The organism is Peribacillus deserti, from assembly GCF_016909175.1.
GTDB classification, from domain to species: Bacteria; Bacillota; Bacilli; order Bacillales; family DSM-1321; genus Paraperibacillus; species Paraperibacillus deserti.
In genome coordinates, this window is record NZ_JAFBFI010000003.1 from 216642 (window position 1) to 238907 (window position 22266).

Here is a 22266-nt window from a genome sequence, read left to right on the forward strand (position 1 = left end):
GCCATGATAATACGCGATGCTGCAGAAAATGAATTGCCGTATATCCGCGAACAAAGAATTGCAGCTTATCAGGAGCATGCTGCAAACATACCGGCAGAGCACTGGAATGCTCTTAAGCAGGCCATTTCCTCAGAGGCCGATGTCCAAACAGGTGCAGAGAGAATTGTGGTTGAATTGGCGGGGGAAATTGTGGGCAGTGTGGTATTGTTTCCTGCTAAAAGCGATGCCTATGAAGGGTATGTTGACGAGCTGGATTACCCGGAGATACGTATGCTGGCCGTGAGTCCGGAGGCGAGGGGGAAAGGAGTGGCTTCATCACTTGTTTCCGAATGTATTAAGCGGGCGAAAGCTCAGGGTCATCATTCCATTGGTCTGCATACCGGAGAATTTATGACAAATGCCATGAACTTATATGAAAACCTTGGTTTTGAACGTCTGCCGCAATTTGATTTTGAGCCGGCGAATGATGGGATTATCGTTAAAGCATATCGGCTCCATTTGAAGTGAGTTTCCAAAAAGTGAAACTCAAAAAGGGCACTTTTTGATTATGTGCCCTTCTCTGTTTAAATACAGTATCATTTAATCTTTTTGGCTGGTGTCTAATGGGGCTATCAATGGCCACAGATGCAAAAAATACGTATAACCTTCTTCCATTCTAACAATCTTCTTTCTAGGTTTGGTGCAGCTGTTAAGGAACGTTATGTATGTTCTGACTTCAATTAACTAGATTTTTGCCGCTAATTTTTTTCTGCTCCGCAGTACGGTTATAAATCCATCCAGTATTTCATGGCTGACAGAAAAACCTTTTCGTGTATAGAACTCGAGGGCTGGATCATTGCCATTTGAAACAAAGATAAAATAATCTTCGACATCCTCAAATTGGGCAAGCCACTGCATGGATAAATTGAAAAGCTTAGATCCCACTTTATATTGTCTGTACTCTTCTTGAATATAAAATTGAGATAAACAGCCTACATTCTTTTGACTAACAGAGGATAGGTCAAAAAAAGTGGCAAAATCGTTGGAATAGGTTTCTTTCGGAGAAACATTTGAATATACATACCCTATTATTTTATCATCATCCTTAACAATAACCGTTTGATTATGTACGGCGCTTTTTATCGAAGGAACCAGCCGTGTATCAAAATTCATTGTGTCAAACCGTTCCGGGGTTATGTATGCTTTCGACTTTTGAAAGGCCATCAGCTCATTGCATAAATCCCGGCAATATTCTATTTTATCATCAGGTATAATTTCATAAGTCAGGTTCATTTTTTTCTCTCCTTTTATTTAGCGTTAAAAAAGTGGTCCTTATCATGTCATACAAGGTTTATAAGTATCATTTTAATATATAATGAAGACTTATGTAGGATTTAAAATACAAAGGCAAAAAAATGAGTTAATGTTATACTTTTTGCATAGCATCATTCATTCAAAACATATGCATAACATAATATATAGCTGAATTCTAAGACCAATGGAAAAGCAAATAATAGGAGGGGGGATCCACCATCGAAGATTTACTAAAACAGAATAATGGCTCATCATCAAAGCCTTATACCCTGCGCCGGCTTGAACCTGGTGATGAAAAGTGGGTCATACAGAAACATGGGGAATTCTATTCAAACGGATATGGATGGAATCAAGATTTTGAAGCTCTTGTTTCAACAATCATGTCGGACTTTATAAAAAATTTTAACTCAGAACGTGAATGCAGCTGGATCGCTGAATTGAATGGTGAAATTGTGGGTTGTATTTTTGTTGCAGCCGACAGTGAATCTATTGCTAAACTGCGTTTGCTTTTAGTAGATCCAAAGGCACGTGGTTTGGGATTAGGGTCGCATCTTGTTGAAGAATGTATCACTTTCGCAAGACGCGCAGGATATACCAAACTAGTGTTATGGACAAATAGTATATTAAAAGAAGCTAGACACATCTATAAGAAAAAAGGATTCACATTAGCAGTTCAAGAGAATCATCATAGTTTTGGACAGGATTTGATTGGTGAGACGTGGGAGTTAGTCCTATAGACTGCAAGACTGCTAAGGGGGAAACGTTTTGGATTGCCTGCGGCTTAGCTTATTAAATTTCAGGCAGGATAAAAAGGGATAGGGAAAGCAGCCTGAAGCTTCCCTATCCTTTTTCTTTTTTTTAGCAAAAGAGTCCGTTAGTTTAAATTGTATTCATCCAACTTTAACATTATTTAATTCAAGGTCTATAACCGTAGCTAAAAGAAAAAAAGAAGCTAAAAAAAATAAAGAGGAAAGCTGTCGATTAAAACTCATTAAATTCAGTATCTTAGCCATCTTAGTACGAGCCTTTGTAAACCATTTAAAATAAATGATGATAAAGATACCAATCAAGGGCAAAAATAGATACTTTGTTATAGTTTCAATCCATCCTGAATTTTTATCCCAATATGCATCGGGAACAGGCAAAACATTGTTCTTTTCTAAGAATAAGGGTTGGGAAAGCCAGTTACTTCAGCCAGGAGGATTGTTAAGACAAATTAGATGTAGTTAATAGATGTTATTCCAAAAGTCTCGTAAGCTAATACTGCTTGTTGATTTATGTTCTTCATACTTACATAATCCCTATGATTACAATGCATACATAGGTGATAAGGAACATTATGAATGTATAGCGACTTTCCTTTATAATAAATTGCTTCTAAGTTAACCATAGGTATGCTTAGTCCTTCTATACAATGAATACAATTTTTCACTTAATTTCCTCCCCAGAGTTCTTTTAATAACTATTATTTCCTGGGTTATCACAGTATTCCTTTTAAAGTAGTTTTTGAGATATGATCCATTATATAAATTAAAAATGACTCAAACTATTTATGCCTTGCAAAATAAAAACATGGCACCGTCTTACTTGGATATCAGTCCAGCTGCCGTTATTCTTAGGATATTTAAAAGGCTTTATATCGCTGCTCTCTTAGTCGTCTTAAGGAGATGGGGTAATGTATAACCGGCTGGACATTTACACATCTCAGACAGCAAGAGGAACAAATAGCCAGACTGGCGGTCACTAAATTAACAGAAATGGTTAACGGAGAATGTCACATTCAAAAAGAAAACATTCCTGCCGCCCTGGTAATGGGAAAATCAACTTGCAGTCTAAAACATACAAAGGGCATGGATCTTCCGAAGGTGAAGATATAATTTTTAGCAAGGCGCTTGTTGTATAACAAATTAATAGGAAATAAAAAAAAAGCTTGAGTAATCCAAGCTTTTTTTGTCTAATTTATTCTTGTGTCATCTCATGTGCCGGCTTGCTGCTCTTTATAAAAAATGAAATGATTAAGCTTATCAGTGAAAGAACGGCAACGACGATAAAGGCGATATTGACTCCATACATATCAGGATGCTGAATGTCAGGCTGCTGTTTTGCCGTCTGGGCTGTTGTGGTCATAACGGTAACAAGTATAGCCGTCCCGACAGAAGCTGCGATCATTTTCATGGTGTTGTCCATTGCAGCACCATGTGAAAGCAGACGTCTAGGCAGAAGGTTTAAGGCCGCTGTGGACACTGGCATCATTACCATAGACAGCCCGAGCATCCGTACGCTGTACAAAATGGTGATAAAGGTCATGGTAGTCCCTGGACCTAAATCGGTGAACGCGAAGGATGATACGGTAATAATTGTTAAGCCGGTGATCACCAGCCATCTTGCTCCGACTCGATCAAAAATCCGGCCGATAAATGGTGCCATAATCCCTGTAATTAATGCTCCTGGCAAGATGGCGATACCTGCTTCTAATGCTGTGAATCCCCGCATGTTCTGCATAAATAGGGGGATCAGCGTTTCGGCTCCAATGAGTCCCATGAAAGTTATCATTCCAATCATAATTGCAAGCGGGAAGAAGGAGTATTTAAACACCCGAAACTCCAGCATAGGATGCTTCAATCTGAGCTGCCTTGTAATAAACCAGGCAAGAGCAGCTACTCCGATTGTAAGAGAAAGAAGTGTACTGCTTTCGGTCCAGCCATAATTACCTGCACTCGTAAATCCGTAAAGCAAGCCTCCAAATCCAAAAGAAGATAATATAATCGATAGAACATCGACTTTTGGTCTGGTTACTTCTGTTACATTACGTAATGCTTTATAAGCAATCAGGATATCAATCAGCGCAATCGGCAGTATGAAGAAAAACAAAACCCTCCACGAGTAATGCTCCGTTACCCAGCCGGACAAAGCCGGTCCGATCGCCGGCGCAAAGGAAATTACCAGCCCGACCAGCCCCATGGCCGCTCCTCGCTTATGAACAGGGAATATCATTAAGAAAACCGTCTGCATAAGCGGAAGCATAACACCGGCTCCGCTTGACTGGATGACCCTTCCAAGCAATAACATCTCAAAGTTAGGAGCAAGACCAGCTGCTAATGTACCAAGAGCAAAAATACTCATAGCCGAAATAAACAGCTGTCTCGTTGTAAATCGCTCCAATAAAAACGCGCTAATCGGAATCATTATTCCATTTACAAGCATAAAAACAGTAGTAAGCCACTGTGCGCTGTTCGCCGTAATATGCATTTCTGCCATAACAGGCGGTATCGCCGTGATCATCAGCGTTTGATTCAGTATGGCGATAAACGTACCTGCGAGCAGCAGTGCTACAATTGTAGATTGTTTATAAGTTGATTTCTCCATTTATTGGTTCCCCTATTCCTTTTTCTGTAGTGATCTATTATGTATCCCAGGCTCAAAGAACCTTACAAAATCATAATGGAGTCGGTCATGATTTCCTTAAACATATATTGTGTAGATTACACGAAAAAATAGTATAAACCTAACCATTTGCTCTAAAAAAGATATTTTACATGAAGGGATAGAAAGCTGCAAACTGGAAAGACTATTTTTCAATTATAATGTAGAGTTTTACCCGAGAATAGGAATGCAGTGTTTAAAAAAGGAAGATAAACATTGAGATGTAGATGATGTTTTTGGTTGAACATAAAGAAAGGGATGACTGATTAAAAGTCATCCCTTCATTTTTTACCATTCCCGCGGCTCATAGTTTAGATCTGCGAACAGCTGGTTGCGTTCTTTCTTTGTTAAATCTCTCCATTGTCCAACAGGGAGATTATTCAAGTGAATATTCATGATTCGAGTACGCTGCAGTCTGTACACTTCGTATCCAAGTGCTTCACACATACGGCGAATTTGTCGATTTAAACCTTGTGTCAAAGTGATTTGAAACACAAATTTTGATAATTGGACGACTTCACAAGGAAGTGTTTTTGTATCAAGAATTTTTACCCCTTCTGCCATTTGCTTTAAGAAGGCGGGGGTGATTGGCTTATCTACTGAAACAATGTATTCTTTTTCATGTTTATTTTCGGCACGCAATATTTCGTTTACGATATCTCCATCATTCGTAAGCAGGATTAAGCCTTCTGAATCCTTATCAAGACGGCCGATATGATGAATACGTAAAGGATGATTCACTAAATCAATAATATTTCCTTTTACATGCTTTTCCGTCGTGCTAGTAATTCCTACCGGCTTATTCAAGGCAATATACACATGATTTCTAGCCATGCGAATCTGGTCTCCACTTACCCTCACATCATCCCCTGGCTGAACTTGGCTGCCAATTTTCGCAATGGACCCGTTTATAGTTACTCTTCCTTCACTAATTAATTTATCTGCCCCGCGCCTGGAAGTTTTTCCAGTCTCGCTTATAAATTTATTTATTCTCAAAGGTTAACCCCATCCTTATGTGTAAGTATTTTTTCAGTTTACCCAATTCTCGCATTGATTTTAAGTAATAAGGACGAAAAACATCGTTCTCAGCCTTTTTAGACATATATCGAGAGGTAGGTGTGATGCCTATTTTTTTCACTATATATCTTACAATATCTAAATACTTGTTAGCAATATCTCTAAATAACGGAAAAGTATTTCTATTAAAGGTGTGATATTTAGGGGCAGGTACAGGTTGAAGGGTAAAGGTAAGGAAAGATGGAAGAGTCAACTTGAAAGCGACCGATATTCAAAAAGCGAATACGCAGATTGGTTCTGATTTCGACATTTGATTGTGTATTTCAGTCTTCCAGGACGCCGATTATCAAGCGAAAAGGAATACAGAAAGGATAAGGGGAACTGTAGCTTACGTTGAATTTAAGGATAATAAAAATATAAAATATATGTATATTAAGTGGAGACAAAGGAGTCATATTCAAAAGCATTGCACTTATAATAACGTAGAAACAAAACCGGTAGAATGGGCAAAAACTGAAAAGTTAATTCAGAAAGACGGATTAAATCTTGGATAAAAAGCCCTTCTCATTCGAGAGGAGCTTATTTATTTCCTATAGATATTACCAGCAAAAAAAGGGATTTTGTTTTTGCTGACATAACGGCTGCTGTTAAAAGTATGCCTAACAAACTAAAGATCCTGATCAGGAACCGCACGTTTTTCACCTTTTTTAAATCTTCATGTTTCTTTAAGAGGGGCCCCTTTTTCTATAATCTTTTACGAGCGATTATATTTGCGAAATAGTTTTTTAGTTATAAGTAAAACTGCCGAAATCGCCACAAATACAAAGAAAAAAACAATGAAACCCCATAGTCCCACAATTGCATCTTGAAATTCCATGTTACCTCTGCTTGTTAAAGCTTGTTGAATTTCTATCGCGAACACCAATACTACCATAAAAGTAAAAGTATAGAGAAAAGACAGTATAATAATTCCATAAGGAATTTTAGATAAGAATTTTGATACTAATAGAACAAAAATAAAAGCTAAAATGCCGATTATGCCCATGAGCCAAAAATGTAAGTCTTTATCAGTTAAATTAAAGTTTGAATGATATGCTCTCACCTGAATAAAATCATGGAGATCATTTAATATTTCAGCCAGCCTAAGTATTACATCTTTCAACTTCTTCAACCCCTTTGCCTTTTAATTATAACACTATGAAAAAGATGTTAATTAATATCTATTTAAACGCTAACTTTTTAGGATAAAGATATATTTTTTTGACAATTTTGTGAACCGGAAGGAGAATGGGGAATACAAAAAGAATATCTCTATGAAAAAAGAGGTGGGATTGCTATGCAAACTAAAGCTAATACTCTACTGGCTACTAAGTGTTCATGGTGCAAAAAAGAATTGGATAAAATCGACTTAATTATGATTGATGAGTCAAATGCACTTACTCATATTCAGTGTCCAACTAAAGCAGATATACCTATTAAAGATGTAGGGTATTATAAAGATGTTGTAGAAAAATATTCATAGAATGACAAAAAGGCCCTTTGCGAGAGGGGCTTTTTTGCTTCGATGAATGAATAGCGGCAGCCGCAAGCTTTGTATTTCTTAATCATTTTGTGGAACGAAAAAGTGTACGCTCCATTTAAAGGAAGCATTCATATAATCAAGAACAAAGACAGCCTTGTACAATATGGGAAAGTAAAGGAAGAACTGAAAGCTTCATCCACGGGTCTATTTGGTAAGGAGTTACAAGGGGCAATGGCCATAATCACCGTTGGGATAAAAATTGATAATCTAGTGAGCAATTAAAGAAAGAGCCGATTTTCATCTCAAAAAAATGGAATGAAATCCGGCTTTTTTATGACGCTTTCCTAGTGTTTCAGAAATTCGGTAAATATACAGAGCACTATAAAAAGCGCGGCTATATTTTTTTGCATAAGTTTTTAACGGTCAGGATCTTTTGGATTAAGCGGACGGGGCCTGCGCCTTTTCAAAGGAATTGGCGACCTAAATAGTACGTCCCGAAACGCTTTATAATTAAAAGGAATAAGCGGCCAAAGATATGGAACTCCAAACGACTGCAGCCTTGCAAGCATGATGACGAATAAGACTACTCCAATGACATATCCAAAAGAGTGAAATGCTGCAGTTAGGATGAGCAGGGCTATCCGGATAAGTCTGTTTGCTAAGCTCATTTCATAGCTTGGAGTGGCAAAGGTGCCAATGGATACTACTGCCAAGTATAAGATTACTTCATTAGTAAGCAGACCTACCTCTACCGCTATTTGTCCAATCAATAAAGCCGCAATCAAACCGAGTGCTGTTGCCAGAGATGATGGTGTATGAATGGACGCCATCCTCAGCATATCAATACCAATCTCAACGAAAAGAATTTGCAGGAATAATGGCACTTCACCTCTATCATTTGGACCGATATAAGAAAGATGCTCCGGAAGCAGGCTTGGATCAATTGAAACCAAATACCAAAGCGGAAGCAAAAAAATGGACGCCCATACAGCAATAAACCGGACCCAGCGCAAATATGCCCCTACTAAAGGCTTATTTCGATATTCTTCCGCATGATGCAGGTGATGCCAGAAGGTTGTGGGGGTTATAATCACACTAGGCGACCCGTCTACAATTATACATACATGACCTTCAAAAAGATGAGCTGCAGCGGTATCGGGCCTTTCCGTGAATCTTACTAAAGGATAGGGGTTCCAATACCTCCCTGCCACAAATTCTTCGATCGACTTTTCGGCCATTGGCACGCCATCCGTATCAATTTCCGACAGGGACTTTTTAATTTCAGACACAAGGTCAGGATCAGCAATATCTTCAATGTAGCTTACAACAACGTCCGTCTTGGATCTCCTGCCGACCTGCATATACTCCATTCTGAGTGTGCGATCCCTGATCCTTCTTCTCGTTAAGGCCGTATTAAAGACAATGGTTTCTACATATCCATCTCTTGCACCCCTGACTACTCTCTCCGTATCCGGTTCTTCAGGACCGCGCACAGGATAGGTTCTTGCATCAATTATAATGACTTTGTCTAGTCCATCAACCACCAGTGCAGTTGGACCTGATAAGACGGTGTCCACTACTTTATTCAAATCATCTGCGGTTTCGACCTCGACATAAGGGATGTAGGTCTTAACTAATTTTTTTAAAGTATCGGCTTCTATCTGCTCTTTTTTTAAGCTCCCCAAAGTCCTCATGATGTGAAGTAAGATATCATCTTTAACAAAGCCATCCACAAAATAGAAAGCCATTTTCCTTTCGCCGTACTCAACATCCAGATGGATGATGTCAAAGCTCTTTCCAATCCCTAACTCATTATTTAAATAAGATATATTATCATCAATACTGGTGTTTACATTTACCTTAACTACCTGTTCCATTTTTCACCTCAGAAGCAATATGCAATGATTCCTGTACTAAATTCCATGATTGACATTGGGGGGAAATATCATACTTCTAGGAAAAGGGTTAGTTAAACGGAAAAGTTATAATAAGCAGGTTTTTATTCATTAGAGCTTCTCAGTATTTACTTGGATACAAGGAAAGGAGGAAGAGCTGGCAAAAATTCTGGGTGGAATTTTTTAAGATCTTTAAATAGAGAGAGGATATTTGCCAGAGACATTAATTGTGCCATTATTGGAAGAAATTAAGCCAAAATCGAAAACAATTAAGCCAGTTTCTGAAATAATTGCATCGGATAAAAAAATAATTGAGCCAAACTGAAAATTCATCGGAGAAAGGCCCTGGCTAAATATGCATTAAGGCATCCTGGAGATTTGATTAAGCCGTTTTCTAGAGTATTGAGCCGTTGCTTCATTAAATTCACCATACAGAAGGTAATTGAGTTAATAACAAATTCATAAATGGCAGAAAATAAAAATGAACACTCTGATTGAGCCTGGTAATATAGTATTGTGCTATGCTAAAAGCAAAAACCAGCAGTCCAAGTGTGCCACTTATTTTAATGTAGGACAAACCTGCAGGGAATCGTGTATTTCTTGCTGCTTCACTTTATAAAGTTAAAAAAGTGCGCAACATTCTCAAAGTATGATAAGATGAATGAACAATTCATAGTAATATACTATGATATATAGGATTTTGATTTAAATATCATTAAATTGGTGTTGGTTCATCAGGAGGTACTCACATGGGTATACCAAAACCTTTGGTTCAACTAAATCAATCATTTATCGTTTTAAGTGTTCTTGTCGCATTGGTATCATATAAATTAATACTATTACTTCCATTTGTTATAGGCGTGTACACGTTAATAACAAAGAAGAACCCCATTATTTTGATAGGGAAGAGATTTTTAAAAAAACCGTTATCCCAGTATATAATGGAGGACAAAGACCAGCAGCTCTTTAATCAATGGATCGCAACAGTATGTCTTGGATTGTCACTAGCTTTCTTCCAACTCGGATGGAACACATTAGCCTATATGTTTAGTATTATGGTAATGTTAGCTGCTGGGATCGCTTTATTAGGTTTTTGCATTGGTTGTTTTATAAGATATCGTTATATTATGTGGAAACATAAAAGAGCCTGACAAAATGAGACTCATTCATATTAGATTATGAACAAGCCCCTTATCAGTGTTTGCTTTGTAAACAACGATAAGGGGCTTTCTTATAATTCACTTTGTCTAATCATACAATTATTTGCAGAAAATTATTTATTGGGACAACACTTATTTTTGTAAGCGATTTAATTTATAATGTTGCTTAACACTAATATTTTTATGTAGAAGAGAGTCTATATTGGGAACAATACTAAAATGGGGTTTACAAGGGAGGAAAGTATGAATATAAAAGAAAATAATCTGTCACTGGCTAATTATGTGTTACATGATCGATTTCAATTAAACTCGTACATTACTAATTTGTTCAAACATTTTCACCATTGTTCAGCCAGTCCATTGGTAAAAGATAAGAAATAATCAGAGAAGGGTATTTATTATGATTAAGATTACTTTGTAAGCGATCTTGTTGTTCTGGTCAGAATAAACAGAGATCGCTTATTGTTATTTCCTATAGTTGACAAGTGTAAGAAAATGAACCCTCGATATTTTGAACTGTATATCCGTGTATTTTTCCCCAAAAAAGGGGTCATTAATGTGGCAAAGGTCTTTTGCCAGCATAACTGTTGTTCATCCCTAAGTCCATGCATCCGGATCGCTCCTGTTTGTCATCGCCAGCTGGCTCGCATAAAGCAGCTGATTTACGCGAAACTGAAAGCTTCTAGAGCCAGTAAGTTCTACCTGTTATCATAAAGAGTTAAGGTGAAATATCTGTGACCTTAACCTTACAAATCCTTTTTATCTATCTTCGTCTTTAATGTTCTTCGAAAGGGCCTCCTAAAAACAAGTTAGGATATTATTAAAATTGAAATGGAAGAGGGCTGTCAATTAGGTATTTCCCTTTCCAGCTAAAATACCTAAGATTGAATGATTATGAATTCTTCAACCTTTAAAAAGCTATTAAATTTTTATTTAAAAGAAAGAGGAGGAACAAATATGTACGAGTTTGGTACTAGTGTTGACCAGGTAGCCACTATTAAAGTAGTCGGTGTTGGCGGCGGCGGCAATAACGCTGTGAACCGTATGATCGAGGATGGAGTGCAAGGTGTAGAGTTTATTGCAGTAAATACTGATGCACAAGATCTTAAATTATCCAAGGCAGAGGTTAAAATACAAATCGGTACACAACTTACAAGAGGATTAGGTGCAGGAGCAAATCCGGAAATAGGCAAAAAATCAGCAGAAGAAAGTGAAAAGCAGATTAAAGAAGCGTTAAAAGGGGCAGACATGATTTTCGTCACCGCTGGAATGGGGGGAGGTACCGGAACAGGAGCAGCCCCTGCTATAGCTAGGATTGCACGTGAATTGGGTTCTTTAACGATTGGGGTTGTAACCAGGCCGTTTACATTCGAAGGCCGGAAGCGCTCCTTACAAAGTGAAACCGGTATTGCCTCTATGAAGAAAGCGGTAGATACACTGATCGTCATTCCAAACGACCGCTTGCTGGATACAGTAAGTAGAAACACACCCATGATTGAAGCATTTCGTGTCGCAGATAACATCCTTCGCCAGGGTGTCCAGGGTATTTCGGATTTAATAGCGGTACCTGGGTTAATTAATCTGGATTTTGCGGACGTAAAAACTATTATGTCCTATCAAGGATCCGCATTAATGGGCATCGGCATCGCTTCCGGTCAAGGGCGTGCTGCTGAAGCTGCAAAACAAGCCATTTCAAGCCCGCTGCTTGATAGTTCCATTGATGGGGCTCAGGGTATCCTCATGAACATCACCAGTGGGACCAGTTTAAGCCTCTTTGAAGTTCAAGAGGCAGCCGAAATTGTAGCCGCTTCTTCAGACCAAGAATTAAATCTGATCTTTGGTTCGGTGATTAATGAAAAATTAAAAGGGGAAATCATGGTTACCGTCATAGCTACCGGCTTTCAGGAGAAAGAGGAGTCGTCCTTTAATCCGTCGTCCCATAGGGTTAAGGCAGATTCAAGAATACCGGAACAAGTGCAACAAAGACGCGGATCAACAAAAACCGATCCAGTCAGCGATCATCGTTACAACTTAAAACAGAAGGCAGAATCTCTTGACGTACCGGCGTTCTATAGAAAGAGAACTACAAAATAATGATATGCATTAGGAACCAGTATATACGCAGTAGGACGGCTTTTTGCAGCCTTTTCTTGTAGAACGGGCTACATTTCTTCGTCCCTTATTTAAAGTTAAGAACGGCTGCAGGACTGTGATACATTCTGGTTCATCTTAGGGATCTTCTTTTGTATCTATATATAGTTAAAAAGACCAATTAATTTTGGCGATTTTCTTTTGGACAGCATGTTTGGCAGATTGTAATATAATGATCTAATTCTTGGCTAATTGTTATTGCTTCGTGGCTATTTAAACCATTTTTTCTGCGGATTGTATTAATTCTTTTCTTAGGGATTCAATATTTAAAGGAATTCAACAGGGGAACTAAGATAAGTTGGACTCTTAATTACCATATATATATCACCTCTTACAGATAATTACATACAAACAATATTATTATCAGAGTGTTGCTTCCTTTTATAATTTAAATCTACCCAAATTTAAATACGAAACCACTTGAACCTAGAGAAAGATAAGTGTCTGCCAAACCAAGAATAATCTGCAAGTTAGGTACCTTCTTCTTGTTCACCTAACGGTTACATAAGGTGAAGTATGTTGGAGCCAACATGTAACCACATACTTACATAGCTTAGGCAGGGACCTTAATGGTTCCTGCCTTTTTGAATCCAAACGATCTCTTTTTGTATTATTTAGTTAATTTAATAGTATTTTTTAATCGACTCAGTATAGTCGGGCCATCTTTAATATGTTATCTGACGAAAGTTTTTTTATCCAAACTATTGCATGTAAAAATATTAAACTGATAATATAGATATATTAGAAAATTAAGATAATTTTCCTAAATTAGAAGGTAGAGGGGTCGATAATATGAAAAAGCTTGCCGCTATACTGTCATCATTTATGATGGTCACAATGCTTGCTGCATGTGGTTCGGAAGCTGGTACAGAAGAAAAGGCGAACGGGTCAGCAACTGGATCTGGCGGGGATGAGAAGAAGACCATCCGCGTTGTTACCGATGCTGCCTACGCACCATTTGAATACTTGGAAGGAGATAAGATCGTCGGTTTTGATGTGAACTTTCTGAATGCAGCTGCTAAGGAAGCAGGCTACGATGTTAAATTGGAGCATGTAGGCTGGGATCCTTTGTTCGTAGAGTTAAAAAGCAAACGGGCTGCTGCAGGCATCTCCGCGATAACGATAGATGAAGAAAGAAAACAGACGTATGATTTTTCCTCCCCCTATTTCCTATCCATCAACAAAATTCTTGTGCCAGAGGGAAGCGATATTAAATCAGCCGACGACCTGAAAGGAAAAGTCGTCGCGGTACAAAGCGGCACAACGGGTCAGGCAGCTGTTGAAAAGCTTTTGGGCAAAAACCATAAGGATATCAAAAAATTTGAAAATAACAACCTGGCCATCATGGAGCTCATCAATAAAGGCGCAGATGCTGTAGTGGCGGATAATGCGGTTGTTGAAGAATATGCAAAAAATAACCCGAAGCAAAAGCTTAAGGTTGTAGAGGATTCCGATACATTTGATGCGGAATTCTATGGAATTATGTTCCCGAAGGGCAGTGAATTGAAAGCCGATTTCGACAAGGCGATCGCTGAGATCCTGGATAATGGAACATATGAGAAAATCTATAAGGAAAGGTTCGGGACTTCACCGGATATTGAAAAGCTAAAACAAGCTAAGTAATCTTTAATAAATTGCGCAGCACCCAGTGCCTGCGCAATTTTAACTATACGGAGGAATTTAGATGGATTTTCGTTTTGACATAATTATGGAATATGCACCCTATCTGTTGAAAGGGACCCTCATCACCATTGGATTATCGCTTGCGGGCATAGTTATAGGAACCATTCTGGGTTTATTTATTGGGCTTGGAAAAATGATGAGAAATAAATATCTAGCGTTCCCCTTTACGGTCTATATCACTGTATTTAGAGGGACGCCATTGCTTGTCCAGGTATTATTGATACATTTTGGCGTAGTCCCGTTCTTTATAGGGGAAACACATGCGGTGGCGGCTACCATTATAGCGCTGTCGCTAAATGCAGCAGCTTACATTGCTGAAATTTTCAGGGCAGGGATTGCTTCCATCGACAGGGGACAAATGGAGGGGGCAAGATCACTTGGCCTATCCCATGTACAATCAATGAGACATATTATATTGCCTCAGGCATTCAAACGAATGATTCCTCCGCTTGGAAATGAATTCATCGTCCTGATCAAGGACTCGTCGCTTGCTTCAGTCATTGCCGCGCCAGAATTAATGTATTGGGGCCGCGCAATGAGCAGTCAATATTTCCGCACGTGGGAGCCCTATCTGACAGCGGCAGTCATATACCTGATATTGACACTGCTTTTAAGCATCTTATTACATAGTTTAGAAAGAAGGCTGGCTACGGAATGATAAAGGTCCAAGCATTAAGAAAATCATTTGGGGCAAACGAGGTGCTAAAGGATATTAATGTTACGATCAAACCTCAGGAGGTGGTCGTGGTAATCGGTCCTTCAGGATCCGGTAAATCTACTTTCCTCCGCTGCATCAACTTATTGGAAACCATTACGGCTGGCCATATCCTGATAGAAGGAAAAGATATTACTGATAAACAAACAGATATAAATAAAATAAGGGCTGAAGTAGGAATGGTGTTCCAGCACTTCAATCTATTTCCTCACAAAACTGTCCTGGAAAATATTGTGCTGGCTCCTTTAAAGGTTAAAAAAGTGGACAAGGATCAGGCCAGGGAAAAGGCACTAAGTCTTCTGAAAAAAGTAGGGCTTGAAGAAAAGGCAAATGTCTATCCTGATTCCTTATCAGGCGGGCAGAAACAGCGCGTCGCCATTGCAAGGGCTTTGGCGATGGAGCCAAAAATCATGCTGTTCGACGAACCGACTTCAGCTCTCGACCCCGAAATGGTCGGAGAAGTGCTGGAAGTCATGAAGCAGCTTGCAAGAGAGGGCATGACAATGGTTGTGGTTACTCATGAAATGGGATTTGCACGCGAGGTTGGCGACAGGGTCCTTTTCATGGATGGAGGCTATATCGTAGAAGAAAACATACCAAAGCATTTGTTTGAGTCACCACAGCAAGAACGTACAAAAGCCTTCCTGAGCAAAGTGCTATAAGAACAATGAAAGAAGCAGGCTGAACGAACAGCCTGCTTCTCTTCTTGCGCTCATTTAAGCAAGCCCTCCGGTCAAAGGTCTTGATTACTCAATAAAGGCTGTATACCACAAGAGAGACTTTTTAAGGGTGAGACAGGAATCTGGTTAACATGCCAGGGGAACGTTCAGGGGGACCATACAACAAGAATCTAATTAATTTCCGTAATTTCCAAATTACCGTTCTATTGTATCTGATAATATATTATTATTTTTATAGGACACATAATCTATAACAAACTTGGGAGGAACACATATGAGTAATCCAGCTGGATTTTGGAGACGTTTAGCAGCAAACCTTTTGGATGGAATAATTATAGGATTGCCCCTTACCATAATTAGTTACCTGGTTACTGGAAATTGGGATGGCGATCCTGCCACAAATGTGATCAACATCTTGTATTCCCTGATTATCCCTGTATTATGGTATGGATATACGATTGGCAAAAAAATTATGGGCATACGAATTGCAAAGGTCAATGGCGCTAAAATAGGGTTTGGAGCCATGTTCATGCGAATCGTTGTTGGCGGCATTGTGTATCTTGTAACCGTGGGAATCGGCTTAATAGTAAGTGCCTTTATGGTCGGCCTTCGAAAAGACAAAAGAGCCCTGCATGATTTAATTGCCGGGACCTACGTGACATTTGATGCTCCCTCTGAGGATATCAAGAAAGCAGCTGTGTAGGCTGCTAGAATCCCCAGATGCCCCGATAGTAAATAAAGTAACCTACACAACCACTATAGCATCAGGTAAAGGTGAAAAAGAATCAAAAGATGCTGCGGGAGATAAAAGTGCGGTTAATACCGTTAAACTACAATAACAAAATCGTAAGTGAGACGGCCATTGCGGCTGTCTCGCTTATTTTATAGCTTTAATTTCATTTAGATACAGTACGGAGAACCGTACTATCAGTCAATGAGGTTTCTCTGATTGAGAAAAACATTAATCGTTGAAATAACATTTAAATACCATTCCTTTATATGATATAGCATTAAATTTTCATCAATCAAGTACATTCAAGATAGCCTTCTTTTACTTATATTCTTAGGTTAGACTTAGAATGAATCGTATATTGTTTTTGAAAGTAGAGTTCAAAATTCAATCTAGGAATGAACGGGGTGAGGGTATTGAATATTTTCCAGTACGAAGTTTTTTTAATGGTTGTTGAAAGTGGTAGTTTTACAAAAACAGGAGAAAAACTTGGATTGTCACAATCAGGGGTTAGTCATAACGTTTCAACACTAGAAACAGAATTAGGGATCGTATTGCTTAGGCGCAATCGAAACGGGATATCTTTAACTGATGCAGGGGAGCGAGTTATACCTCATATTCGTCAGATCATTCATCATGCAAAATTGCTTGAACAGGAAGCTGCCCTTATTCAAGGGATTGAAGTAGGAAGCATTAAAATCGGTACCTTTTCCAGTTTTTCATCAAGAATTCTTCCAGGTCTCATTCGTACCTTTATTAATAAATATCCCGGTATCCAGATAGAGCTATATGAAGGAGGCTACGACGATATCAAAGATTGGATTGCTTCAGGAACGATTGGTATTGGTTTTTTAACGCTTCCAACCAGAGAATTTGATACAATTCATTTACTCAAAGACAAATTATTTGTTTTAGTACATGAAAATCACCGATTGAACACAATGAAACTAGTACATGTAAAATCAATTCATAATGAATCATTTATTATGCCGAAAGCTGGTTGTGATGTTTTAATAAAGAGAATACTTAGAGAAAATAACGTACATCCTAATGTAATTTTTGAAATAAAAGATAATAGTACGATCATTTCTATGGTTCAAGAAGGGCTAGGAATTACCATTCTCCCGGAAATGATCTTACCAAAAAACATTCCTAACACGAAAGTGATTCCGCTTGAAACGGATTTGTATCGTGAAATAGGGATAGCTATAAAATCTATTAAACAAGCATCTCCCTCCAGTAAGAAATTTGTTGAGATCTCAAAAGAATATTTTAAATAGGAACAGCTTGAATAGGAAGTTCCCTAATAAGGCCACCAATTCAAGCTGATAGGTTTATATAGTTAAGATACCGCGAATTGTGATGGTTGCTGCTCCTGCTACTTTGATAACTGGTTCTGATTTATTTGGTATGACCGTCACGTAAAGCGTTCCAGGTCTTCCTATCGCATCTCCTTGAGCGATTTTAAGATATGTCGTTTCACCTTTCGGAATAAAACCTTCTAAATAGAGAAAACCAGCCAATGCCCCATTTGCAGCTCCAGTTACAGGATCCTCAGGTATACCAATCCCAGGTGCGAAATCTCTCGTGTATATTTCACATTCTTTCGAAGTGTTAAATGTATAAAGATGTGTCGTGCTAATATTATGTTCTTTATTATGCTTCCTTAAAGCGGCTAAATCTGGCATTGCTTCGTCAATGTTCATTTGATCTTTCATTGGAACGAGTAAATGCCAGTTTCCTGTATTAGCTAGTTTGATTGGATAGTTTAGGTCAATGCTTGCAGCTTCGACGCCAATCAGCTGACTTAGCACTTCAAGATCAATTGTGATATCTTGCGTTTTTGGGCTAACTTGCGTCATTTCCACATCAATTATTTTTCCATTTTCCTTATGCCATACTACCGGTACTTTACCTATATTCGTTTCTAACACGATACCTTCTTTTTTATCGGCTAGACCAAACTCAGTAGCCAGAAGCCATGTTAATCCAACAGTTGCATGGCCACAAAAGTTGATTTCTTCAGCAGGAGTAAAAAATTTCACCTTATAATCTACCTCTTCATTATTTGAAGGTAGTAAAAAAACAGATTCCGGTAAATTTAGCTCTTTTGCAATACTTTGCATTTCATCTTCAGTTAATTTTTCAGCATCTAACACGACCCCTGCTGTATTTCCTCCAAATTTTTGCGTTGTGAATGCATCTACATGATATACTCTGATTTCTCTCATCTTTATTAACTCCTTTCAAACAACTGTTGTTACCTCCATACTATGACTTGATAATGCATTAGTAAAATGAATCTTTTTCATTTGATAAATTCAAAAAACTAATACATCTGATAACCTCAATTAAATTCAGTATGGAGAACCGTACTATAAGTAACGTCAAAAATTAGAAGGTATCATCCAATGGCAACTGCAAACCAACGCCTTTAATTTTCTAATAAGCTGAGTTAAGGCATTGGTTTTTGTGTATTTATTGCGCCATGTGACGGACTTCTCACTTTTTTAATAGTTTTAAATAGTTTATAATTATCAGAACAGTAGATATTTTATTCTATTAATATTTATAATAGACTTTGAAATGGTTTTAATTTGAGACAGCAAAGGTGTGTTCCTAGGCGGCGCCTTGCTTATGGTACAACACCGAAGCAGGAGCTCCTGCTCTTTTTTTGCAATTTTAGGAGATAAGGAAGGGTATAATGAGCAGCTTACAGAAAAAAACAGATGTTATCTTAATTGGTGCAGGTGTCATGAGCGCGACTTTGGGATCTTTACTGAAAGAGTTGGCACCTCAATGGGAAATCAAAGTATTTGAGAAACTCGCAAATGCAGGAGAAGAAAGCTCTAACGAATGGAATAATGCAGGTACTGGCCATGCTGCATTATGCGAACTTAACTACACAGCCGAAAAATCTGACGGATCCATAGATATTAGTAAAGCTATAAACATAAATGAACAGTTTCAGCTTTCAAAACAGTTTTGGTCTTATCTTGTAGACAGCAATTTGATTCGTAATCCGCAGGACTTTATCATGCCGATACCTCATATGAGTTTAGTACAAGGGGAAAGTAATGTAACTTTTTTGAAAAAAAGATTTAAAGCGCTGTCAAAGAATCCGCTGTTTCAAGGGATGGAATTTTCCGATGACCCTGAAAAACTGAAAGAATGGATTCCGCTTATCATGGAAGGCCGTACATCGAACGAACCCATAGCGGCCACAAAAATCGACTCTGGAACGGATGTCAACTTCGGTGCTTTAACACGCATGTTATTTGACCACTTAAAGAGTAATAACGTAGAAATAAACTACGAGCATAGTGTAAAGGATATTAAACGTACCAGCGACGGCTCATGGGAAGTTAAAGTACTTGATAATGTAAGCGGTAAAATCGAAAACCATATTGCAAAATTCGTGTTTATCGGCGGCGGGGGAGGAAGTCTGCCTTTACTGCAAAAAACCGGTATTCCTGAGTCAAAACATATTGGAGGCTTCCCGGTAAGCGGTCTATTTATGGTATGTAACAATCCGGAAGTTGTCGCGCAGCATCATGCAAAAGTATACGGTAAAGCTAGAGTTGGCGCTCCTCCAATGTCTGTTCCGCATCTTGATACAAGATATATCGACAACAAAAAAGCATTACTGTTTGGACCGTTTGCCGGTTTCTCACCAAAGTTCTTAAAAACTGGTTCAAATTTAGATTTGATAGGTTCCGTAAAACCGAATAATGTCTTAACTATGCTTGCGGCAGGTGCAAAAGAAATGGCTTTAACAAAATACCTGATCCAGCAAGTTATGTTATCGAATGAAAAGCGAATGGAAGAATTACGAGAATTTATTCCGAATGCCAAAAGCGAGGATTGGGATATAGTGACAGCTGGCCAGCGTGTGCAGGTTATCAAAGATACTGAGGCCGGCGGCAAAGGAACACTCCAATTTGGTACGGAAGTTGTTAGTGCAGCTGATGGATCGGTAGCCGCATTGCTAGGCGCTTCTCCAGGAGCTTCTACTGCCGTTCACGTTATGCTTGAAGTATTAGAAAAATGCTTCCCGCAACATATGAAAGAGTGGGAACCGAAAATATTAGAAATGATTCCTTCTTATGGCGTGTCATTAGTTGAAAATCCAGAGTTTTTCCAAGACATTCATGCTTCAACAGCGGAGACACTTGGTCTCAGCGCAAAAGAACTGGCTTATAGTTAATCTTTGGATGTAGAAACAAAGCTTTTTAATGAAAAAGTTTAAGCGACATTTTTCATCAATGTACCAGCGTTTCTAGGAAAAAGAAATTGATTGAAAAGTGCAGTGATTAGGAAAATATAGGTACTAAAAAATTCACCTAAAGAATTGAGAAAAATAAATTATAGAATCTTTGATCTTTCCACAGATTGAAGGTTCTTTTTTTTGAAAATCTGCGGTTAGAGAGGCTGCGGTGAAACGTAAGGTCGAAGGAGGAAGGCTTCAGCGCAGACTGTTTCTGTAATGAATAATACCTGTTTTGCTTTTTTTGTAAAAAAATTGAGGTAATCATTCGACATATAATTATTACATATTAAACTAAAGGTCTAAATAAAAATAATTAGAAAATTGTGATAAAATAATAGAAGAAGATTTAACTTAATAAGTCGTATATCCCCAAAATTCCACTCAAATAAAATACCAATCTAAAATGTATGCGTATTCAGTAGTGGATATATTTAACTTTCATTAGTAATTCTAGCAGGATAATTTAATATTTATTCTTCTGCTATACCTATATATTGTATCAGAATTTCAGAAGGTGGCGATTCTTATGGCTTATGGTGAATGGGTTGATGAAAAACGAGTTGTTGAAGTGTTGCGGGATTTAGTACAGATTCCCAGCGTAAACCCTGATTTTACAGGCGGAAATGGTGAAAGAGAAATCTCTGACTATATTAAGCAATTTTTTGACCGATTACATATTCCATATATTGTTCAGTTGGTTGAAAAGAACCGGGAAAATGTAATTGGCATTTTAGAAGGCGCCTCTGAGAAACATTTATTGTTGGAAGCACATATGGATACCGTTCAAGTTAAAGGAATGACTATCGACCCGTTTGATGGGAAGATTGCTGATGGAAGATTATTCGGCAGAGGTTCCTGTGATACAAAGAGCTCATTAGCTGCTATGCTCTCAGCGGTGGAATCTATAAAAAAAAAGGAGGCCATACCTCCAGTTTCTGTTCATCTTGCCGCAGTTGTAGATGAGGAAACAACTTACAAGGGGGTATCTTTTTTAGCAGATGATATTTTTCATGGAAAATTAAGATATGACACGGCGATAATCGGTGAACCCACTAATTTAGATATTATTGTAGCCCATAAAGGGGTCATTCGTTTTTGTGTTGAAATACAGGGCCAAGCTGCGCATACCTCTTCACCTGAAAAAGGAGTCAATGCAATTGAAAATATGGCTCTGGTTATTCAACATCTAAAAAAATTAATTGTTCATAAAAGGGGTCAACTGAATCATCCGTTGGCAGGAGGCCCAACACTGTCTATAACCATGATTGAGGGTGGGGTGGCACCTAATACAGTTCCTGATTCGTGTAAAATCACCATTGACCGGCGAACAATACCGGGGGAAGATGCCCAAGAGGTTTGGGAGGAAATAAAGTACAGCCTAAAAACAATAGAAAATGATAACCCATGTTTAAAACTAATTGTTTATGAGCCGTTTGTGATTGATTACTCAATGGAAAGTTCCCCTGGCGACCCATTTGTTACCGGACTATTAAAATCGGTGGCGAAATACAAACCTAATTCCAGAATTACAGGAGCACCTTATTGCAGTGATGCAAGTAAATTAACGAGAGTTGGGGTTCCTGCAGTTGTTTTCGGTCCTGGCAATATTAATCAGGCACATACCAAAGATGAATGGGTCGATTTACAGCAGGTATTTGATTCTACAAAAATTCTGATTGATACAATTATGGAATTTAAGGTTGACTAATCCATCAACCGGAGCTGGT

At 38.3% G+C, this 22266-nt stretch carries 20 protein-coding genes; 13 read left to right on the top strand and 7 right to left on the bottom strand.

What is annotated here, in order from left to right; translation table 11 throughout:
- The first annotated feature begins 3 nt into the window (after positions 1 to 3).
- The gene (locus JOC77_RS05345; RefSeq protein WP_204539768.1) at positions 4 to 507 is read left to right on the top strand and encodes a GNAT family N-acetyltransferase; all 504 of its coding nucleotides are present in this window, start codon (positions 4 to 6) and stop codon (positions 505 to 507) included.
- Positions 508 to 723: 216 nt separating this feature from the next.
- Here JOC77_RS05345 and JOC77_RS05350 read toward each other — a convergent pair whose 3' ends face one another.
- Positions 724 to 1272, bottom strand: coding sequence for a GNAT family N-acetyltransferase (locus tag JOC77_RS05350; RefSeq protein WP_204539771.1), 549 nt, complete (start codon positions 1270 to 1272; stop codon positions 724 to 726).
- Between the two features lie 401 nt (positions 1273 to 1673).
- On the opposite strand from JOC77_RS05350, the gene JOC77_RS05355 reads away from it, so the two are divergent.
- Positions 1674 to 2030 carry a GNAT family N-acetyltransferase gene (locus JOC77_RS05355; RefSeq protein ID WP_239558615.1) on the top strand — a complete coding sequence of 119 codons (357 nt, stop codon included), beginning with the start codon at positions 1674 to 1676 and terminating at the stop codon, positions 2028 to 2030.
- Between the two features lie 1222 nt (positions 2031 to 3252).
- On the opposite strand, the gene JOC77_RS05360 is transcribed toward JOC77_RS05355, so the two are convergent.
- The 3 genes from JOC77_RS05360 to JOC77_RS05370 all read right to left on the bottom strand — a co-directional run bounded on the left by JOC77_RS05360 (position 3253) and on the right by JOC77_RS05370 (position 6895).
- Entirely contained in the window at positions 3253 to 4659 is a 1407-nt protein-coding gene (locus JOC77_RS05360; RefSeq protein ID WP_204539774.1) for a DHA2 family efflux MFS transporter permease subunit, read from the bottom strand.
- A gap of 345 nt (positions 4660 to 5004) precedes the next feature.
- The gene (gene rluF, locus JOC77_RS05365; RefSeq protein ID WP_204539777.1) at positions 5005 to 5712 is read right to left on the bottom strand and encodes a 23S rRNA pseudouridine(2604) synthase RluF; all 708 of its coding nucleotides are present in this window, start codon (positions 5710 to 5712) and stop codon (positions 5005 to 5007) included.
- A 775-nt stretch (positions 5713 to 6487) separates the two neighbouring features.
- The gene (locus tag JOC77_RS05370) at positions 6488 to 6895 is read right to left on the bottom strand and encodes a hypothetical protein (RefSeq protein WP_204539780.1); all 408 of its coding nucleotides are present in this window, start codon (positions 6893 to 6895) and stop codon (positions 6488 to 6490) included.
- 174 nt (positions 6896 to 7069) lie between these two features.
- On the opposite strand from JOC77_RS05370, the gene JOC77_RS05375 reads away from it, so the two are divergent.
- Together JOC77_RS05375 and JOC77_RS05380 are read left to right on the top strand one after the other, a co-directional pair.
- Entirely contained in the window at positions 7070 to 7255 is a 186-nt protein-coding gene (locus JOC77_RS05375; protein WP_204539782.1) for a hypothetical protein, read from the top strand.
- 69 nt (positions 7256 to 7324) lie between these two features.
- On the top strand, positions 7325 to 7537 hold the full coding sequence (locus JOC77_RS05380; protein ID WP_204539785.1) for a hypothetical protein: 213 nt from the start codon (positions 7325 to 7327) through the stop codon (positions 7535 to 7537).
- Between the two features lie 134 nt (positions 7538 to 7671).
- Here JOC77_RS05380 and JOC77_RS05385 read toward each other — a convergent pair whose 3' ends face one another.
- Complete coding sequence (locus JOC77_RS05385; protein WP_204539788.1) at positions 7672 to 9132, bottom strand: spore germination protein; 1461 nt, start codon at positions 9130 to 9132, stop codon at positions 7672 to 7674.
- A gap of 767 nt (positions 9133 to 9899) precedes the next feature.
- On the opposite strand from JOC77_RS05385, the gene JOC77_RS05390 reads away from it, so the two are divergent.
- Positions 9900 to 10301, top strand: coding sequence for a DUF4395 domain-containing protein (locus JOC77_RS05390; RefSeq protein WP_204539790.1), 402 nt, complete (start codon positions 9900 to 9902; stop codon positions 10299 to 10301).
- 966 nt (positions 10302 to 11267) lie between these two features.
- Positions 11268 to 12404: a cell division protein FtsZ gene (gene ftsZ, locus JOC77_RS05395; RefSeq protein WP_204539793.1), complete on the top strand. Its 1137-nt coding sequence runs from the start codon at positions 11268 to 11270 to the stop codon at positions 12402 to 12404.
- A gap of 178 nt (positions 12405 to 12582) precedes the next feature.
- Here ftsZ and JOC77_RS21815 read toward each other — a convergent pair whose 3' ends face one another.
- Positions 12583 to 12720, bottom strand: coding sequence for an aspartyl-phosphate phosphatase Spo0E family protein (locus JOC77_RS21815; protein ID WP_204539961.1), 138 nt, complete (start codon positions 12718 to 12720; stop codon positions 12583 to 12585).
- Positions 12721 to 13253: 533 nt separating this feature from the next.
- On the opposite strand from JOC77_RS21815, the gene JOC77_RS05405 reads away from it, so the two are divergent.
- The 5 genes from JOC77_RS05405 to JOC77_RS05425 all read left to right on the top strand — a co-directional run bounded on the left by JOC77_RS05405 (position 13254) and on the right by JOC77_RS05425 (position 17549).
- Complete coding sequence (locus JOC77_RS05405) at positions 13254 to 14084, top strand: basic amino acid ABC transporter substrate-binding protein (RefSeq protein WP_204539796.1); 831 nt, start codon at positions 13254 to 13256, stop codon at positions 14082 to 14084.
- Between the two features lie 61 nt (positions 14085 to 14145).
- Positions 14146 to 14802 (top strand): amino acid ABC transporter permease, encoded by a 657-nt coding sequence (locus JOC77_RS05410; protein WP_204539799.1) that lies wholly within the window; start codon positions 14146 to 14148, stop codon positions 14800 to 14802.
- Positions 14799 to 15521 (top strand): amino acid ABC transporter ATP-binding protein, encoded by a 723-nt coding sequence (locus JOC77_RS05415; protein WP_204539801.1) that lies wholly within the window; start codon positions 14799 to 14801, stop codon positions 15519 to 15521. The genes JOC77_RS05410 and JOC77_RS05415 overlap by 4 nt, the downstream gene beginning before the upstream one ends.
- 292 nt (positions 15522 to 15813) lie before the next feature.
- The gene (locus JOC77_RS05420) at positions 15814 to 16242 is read left to right on the top strand and encodes an RDD family protein (protein ID WP_204539804.1); all 429 of its coding nucleotides are present in this window, start codon (positions 15814 to 15816) and stop codon (positions 16240 to 16242) included.
- A 425-nt stretch (positions 16243 to 16667) separates the two neighbouring features.
- Positions 16668 to 17549, top strand: coding sequence for a LysR family transcriptional regulator (locus JOC77_RS05425; protein ID WP_204539807.1), 882 nt, complete (start codon positions 16668 to 16670; stop codon positions 17547 to 17549).
- Between the two features lie 54 nt (positions 17550 to 17603).
- Here the strand turns inward: JOC77_RS05425 and JOC77_RS05430 are convergent, their stop codons facing one another.
- Positions 17604 to 18500 (bottom strand): PhzF family phenazine biosynthesis protein, encoded by an 897-nt coding sequence (locus tag JOC77_RS05430; RefSeq protein ID WP_204539810.1) that lies wholly within the window; start codon positions 18498 to 18500, stop codon positions 17604 to 17606.
- A 473-nt stretch (positions 18501 to 18973) separates the two neighbouring features.
- On the opposite strand from JOC77_RS05430, the gene JOC77_RS05435 reads away from it, so the two are divergent.
- Positions 18974 to 20476 (top strand): malate:quinone oxidoreductase, encoded by a 1503-nt coding sequence (locus tag JOC77_RS05435; RefSeq protein ID WP_204539813.1) that lies wholly within the window; start codon positions 18974 to 18976, stop codon positions 20474 to 20476.
- A 589-nt stretch (positions 20477 to 21065) separates the two neighbouring features.
- Positions 21066 to 22247 carry a M20 family metallopeptidase gene (locus JOC77_RS05440; protein WP_204539816.1) on the top strand — a complete coding sequence of 394 codons (1182 nt, stop codon included), beginning with the start codon at positions 21066 to 21068 and terminating at the stop codon, positions 22245 to 22247.
- Positions 22248 to 22266: the final 19 nt, after the last annotated feature.

Bases quoted from the DNA above. Each gene is read 5' to 3' on its own strand.
- JOC77_RS05355 (WP_239558615.1), top strand. From the start codon at position 1,674: ATGTCGGACTTTATAAAAAATTTTAACTCAGAACGTGAATGCAGCTGG.
- ftsZ (WP_204539793.1), top strand. From the start codon at position 11,268: ATGTACGAGTTTGGTACTAGTGTTGACCAGGTAGCCACTATTAAAGTA.
- JOC77_RS05425 (WP_204539807.1), top strand. From the start codon at position 16,668: ATGAACGGGGTGAGGGTATTGAATATTTTCCAGTACGAAGTTTTTTTA.
- JOC77_RS05385 (WP_204539788.1), bottom strand. From the start codon at position 9,132: ATGGAACAGGTAGTTAAGGTAAATGTAAACACCAGTATTGATGATAAT.
- JOC77_RS05435 (WP_204539813.1), top strand. From the start codon at position 18,974: ATGAGCAGCTTACAGAAAAAAACAGATGTTATCTTAATTGGTGCAGGT.
- JOC77_RS05350 (WP_204539771.1), bottom strand. From the start codon at position 1,272: ATGAACCTGACTTATGAAATTATACCTGATGATAAAATAGAATATTGC.
- JOC77_RS05410 (WP_204539799.1), top strand. From the start codon at position 14,146: ATGGATTTTCGTTTTGACATAATTATGGAATATGCACCCTATCTGTTG.
- JOC77_RS05440 (WP_204539816.1), top strand. From the start codon at position 21,066: ATGGCTTATGGTGAATGGGTTGATGAAAAACGAGTTGTTGAAGTGTTG.
- JOC77_RS05420 (WP_204539804.1), top strand. From the start codon at position 15,814: ATGAGTAATCCAGCTGGATTTTGGAGACGTTTAGCAGCAAACCTTTTG.
- JOC77_RS05345 (WP_204539768.1), top strand. From the start codon at position 4: ATGATAATACGCGATGCTGCAGAAAATGAATTGCCGTATATCCGCGAA.
- JOC77_RS05390 (WP_204539790.1), top strand. From the start codon at position 9,900: ATGGGTATACCAAAACCTTTGGTTCAACTAAATCAATCATTTATCGTT.
- JOC77_RS05360 (WP_204539774.1), bottom strand. From the start codon at position 4,659: ATGGAGAAATCAACTTATAAACAATCTACAATTGTAGCACTGCTGCTC.
- JOC77_RS05415 (WP_204539801.1), top strand. From the start codon at position 14,799: ATGATAAAGGTCCAAGCATTAAGAAAATCATTTGGGGCAAACGAGGTG.
- JOC77_RS05405 (WP_204539796.1), top strand. From the start codon at position 13,254: ATGAAAAAGCTTGCCGCTATACTGTCATCATTTATGATGGTCACAATG.
- JOC77_RS05375 (WP_204539782.1), top strand. From the start codon at position 7,070: ATGCAAACTAAAGCTAATACTCTACTGGCTACTAAGTGTTCATGGTGC.
- JOC77_RS05430 (WP_204539810.1), bottom strand. From the start codon at position 18,500: ATGAGAGAAATCAGAGTATATCATGTAGATGCATTCACAACGCAAAAA.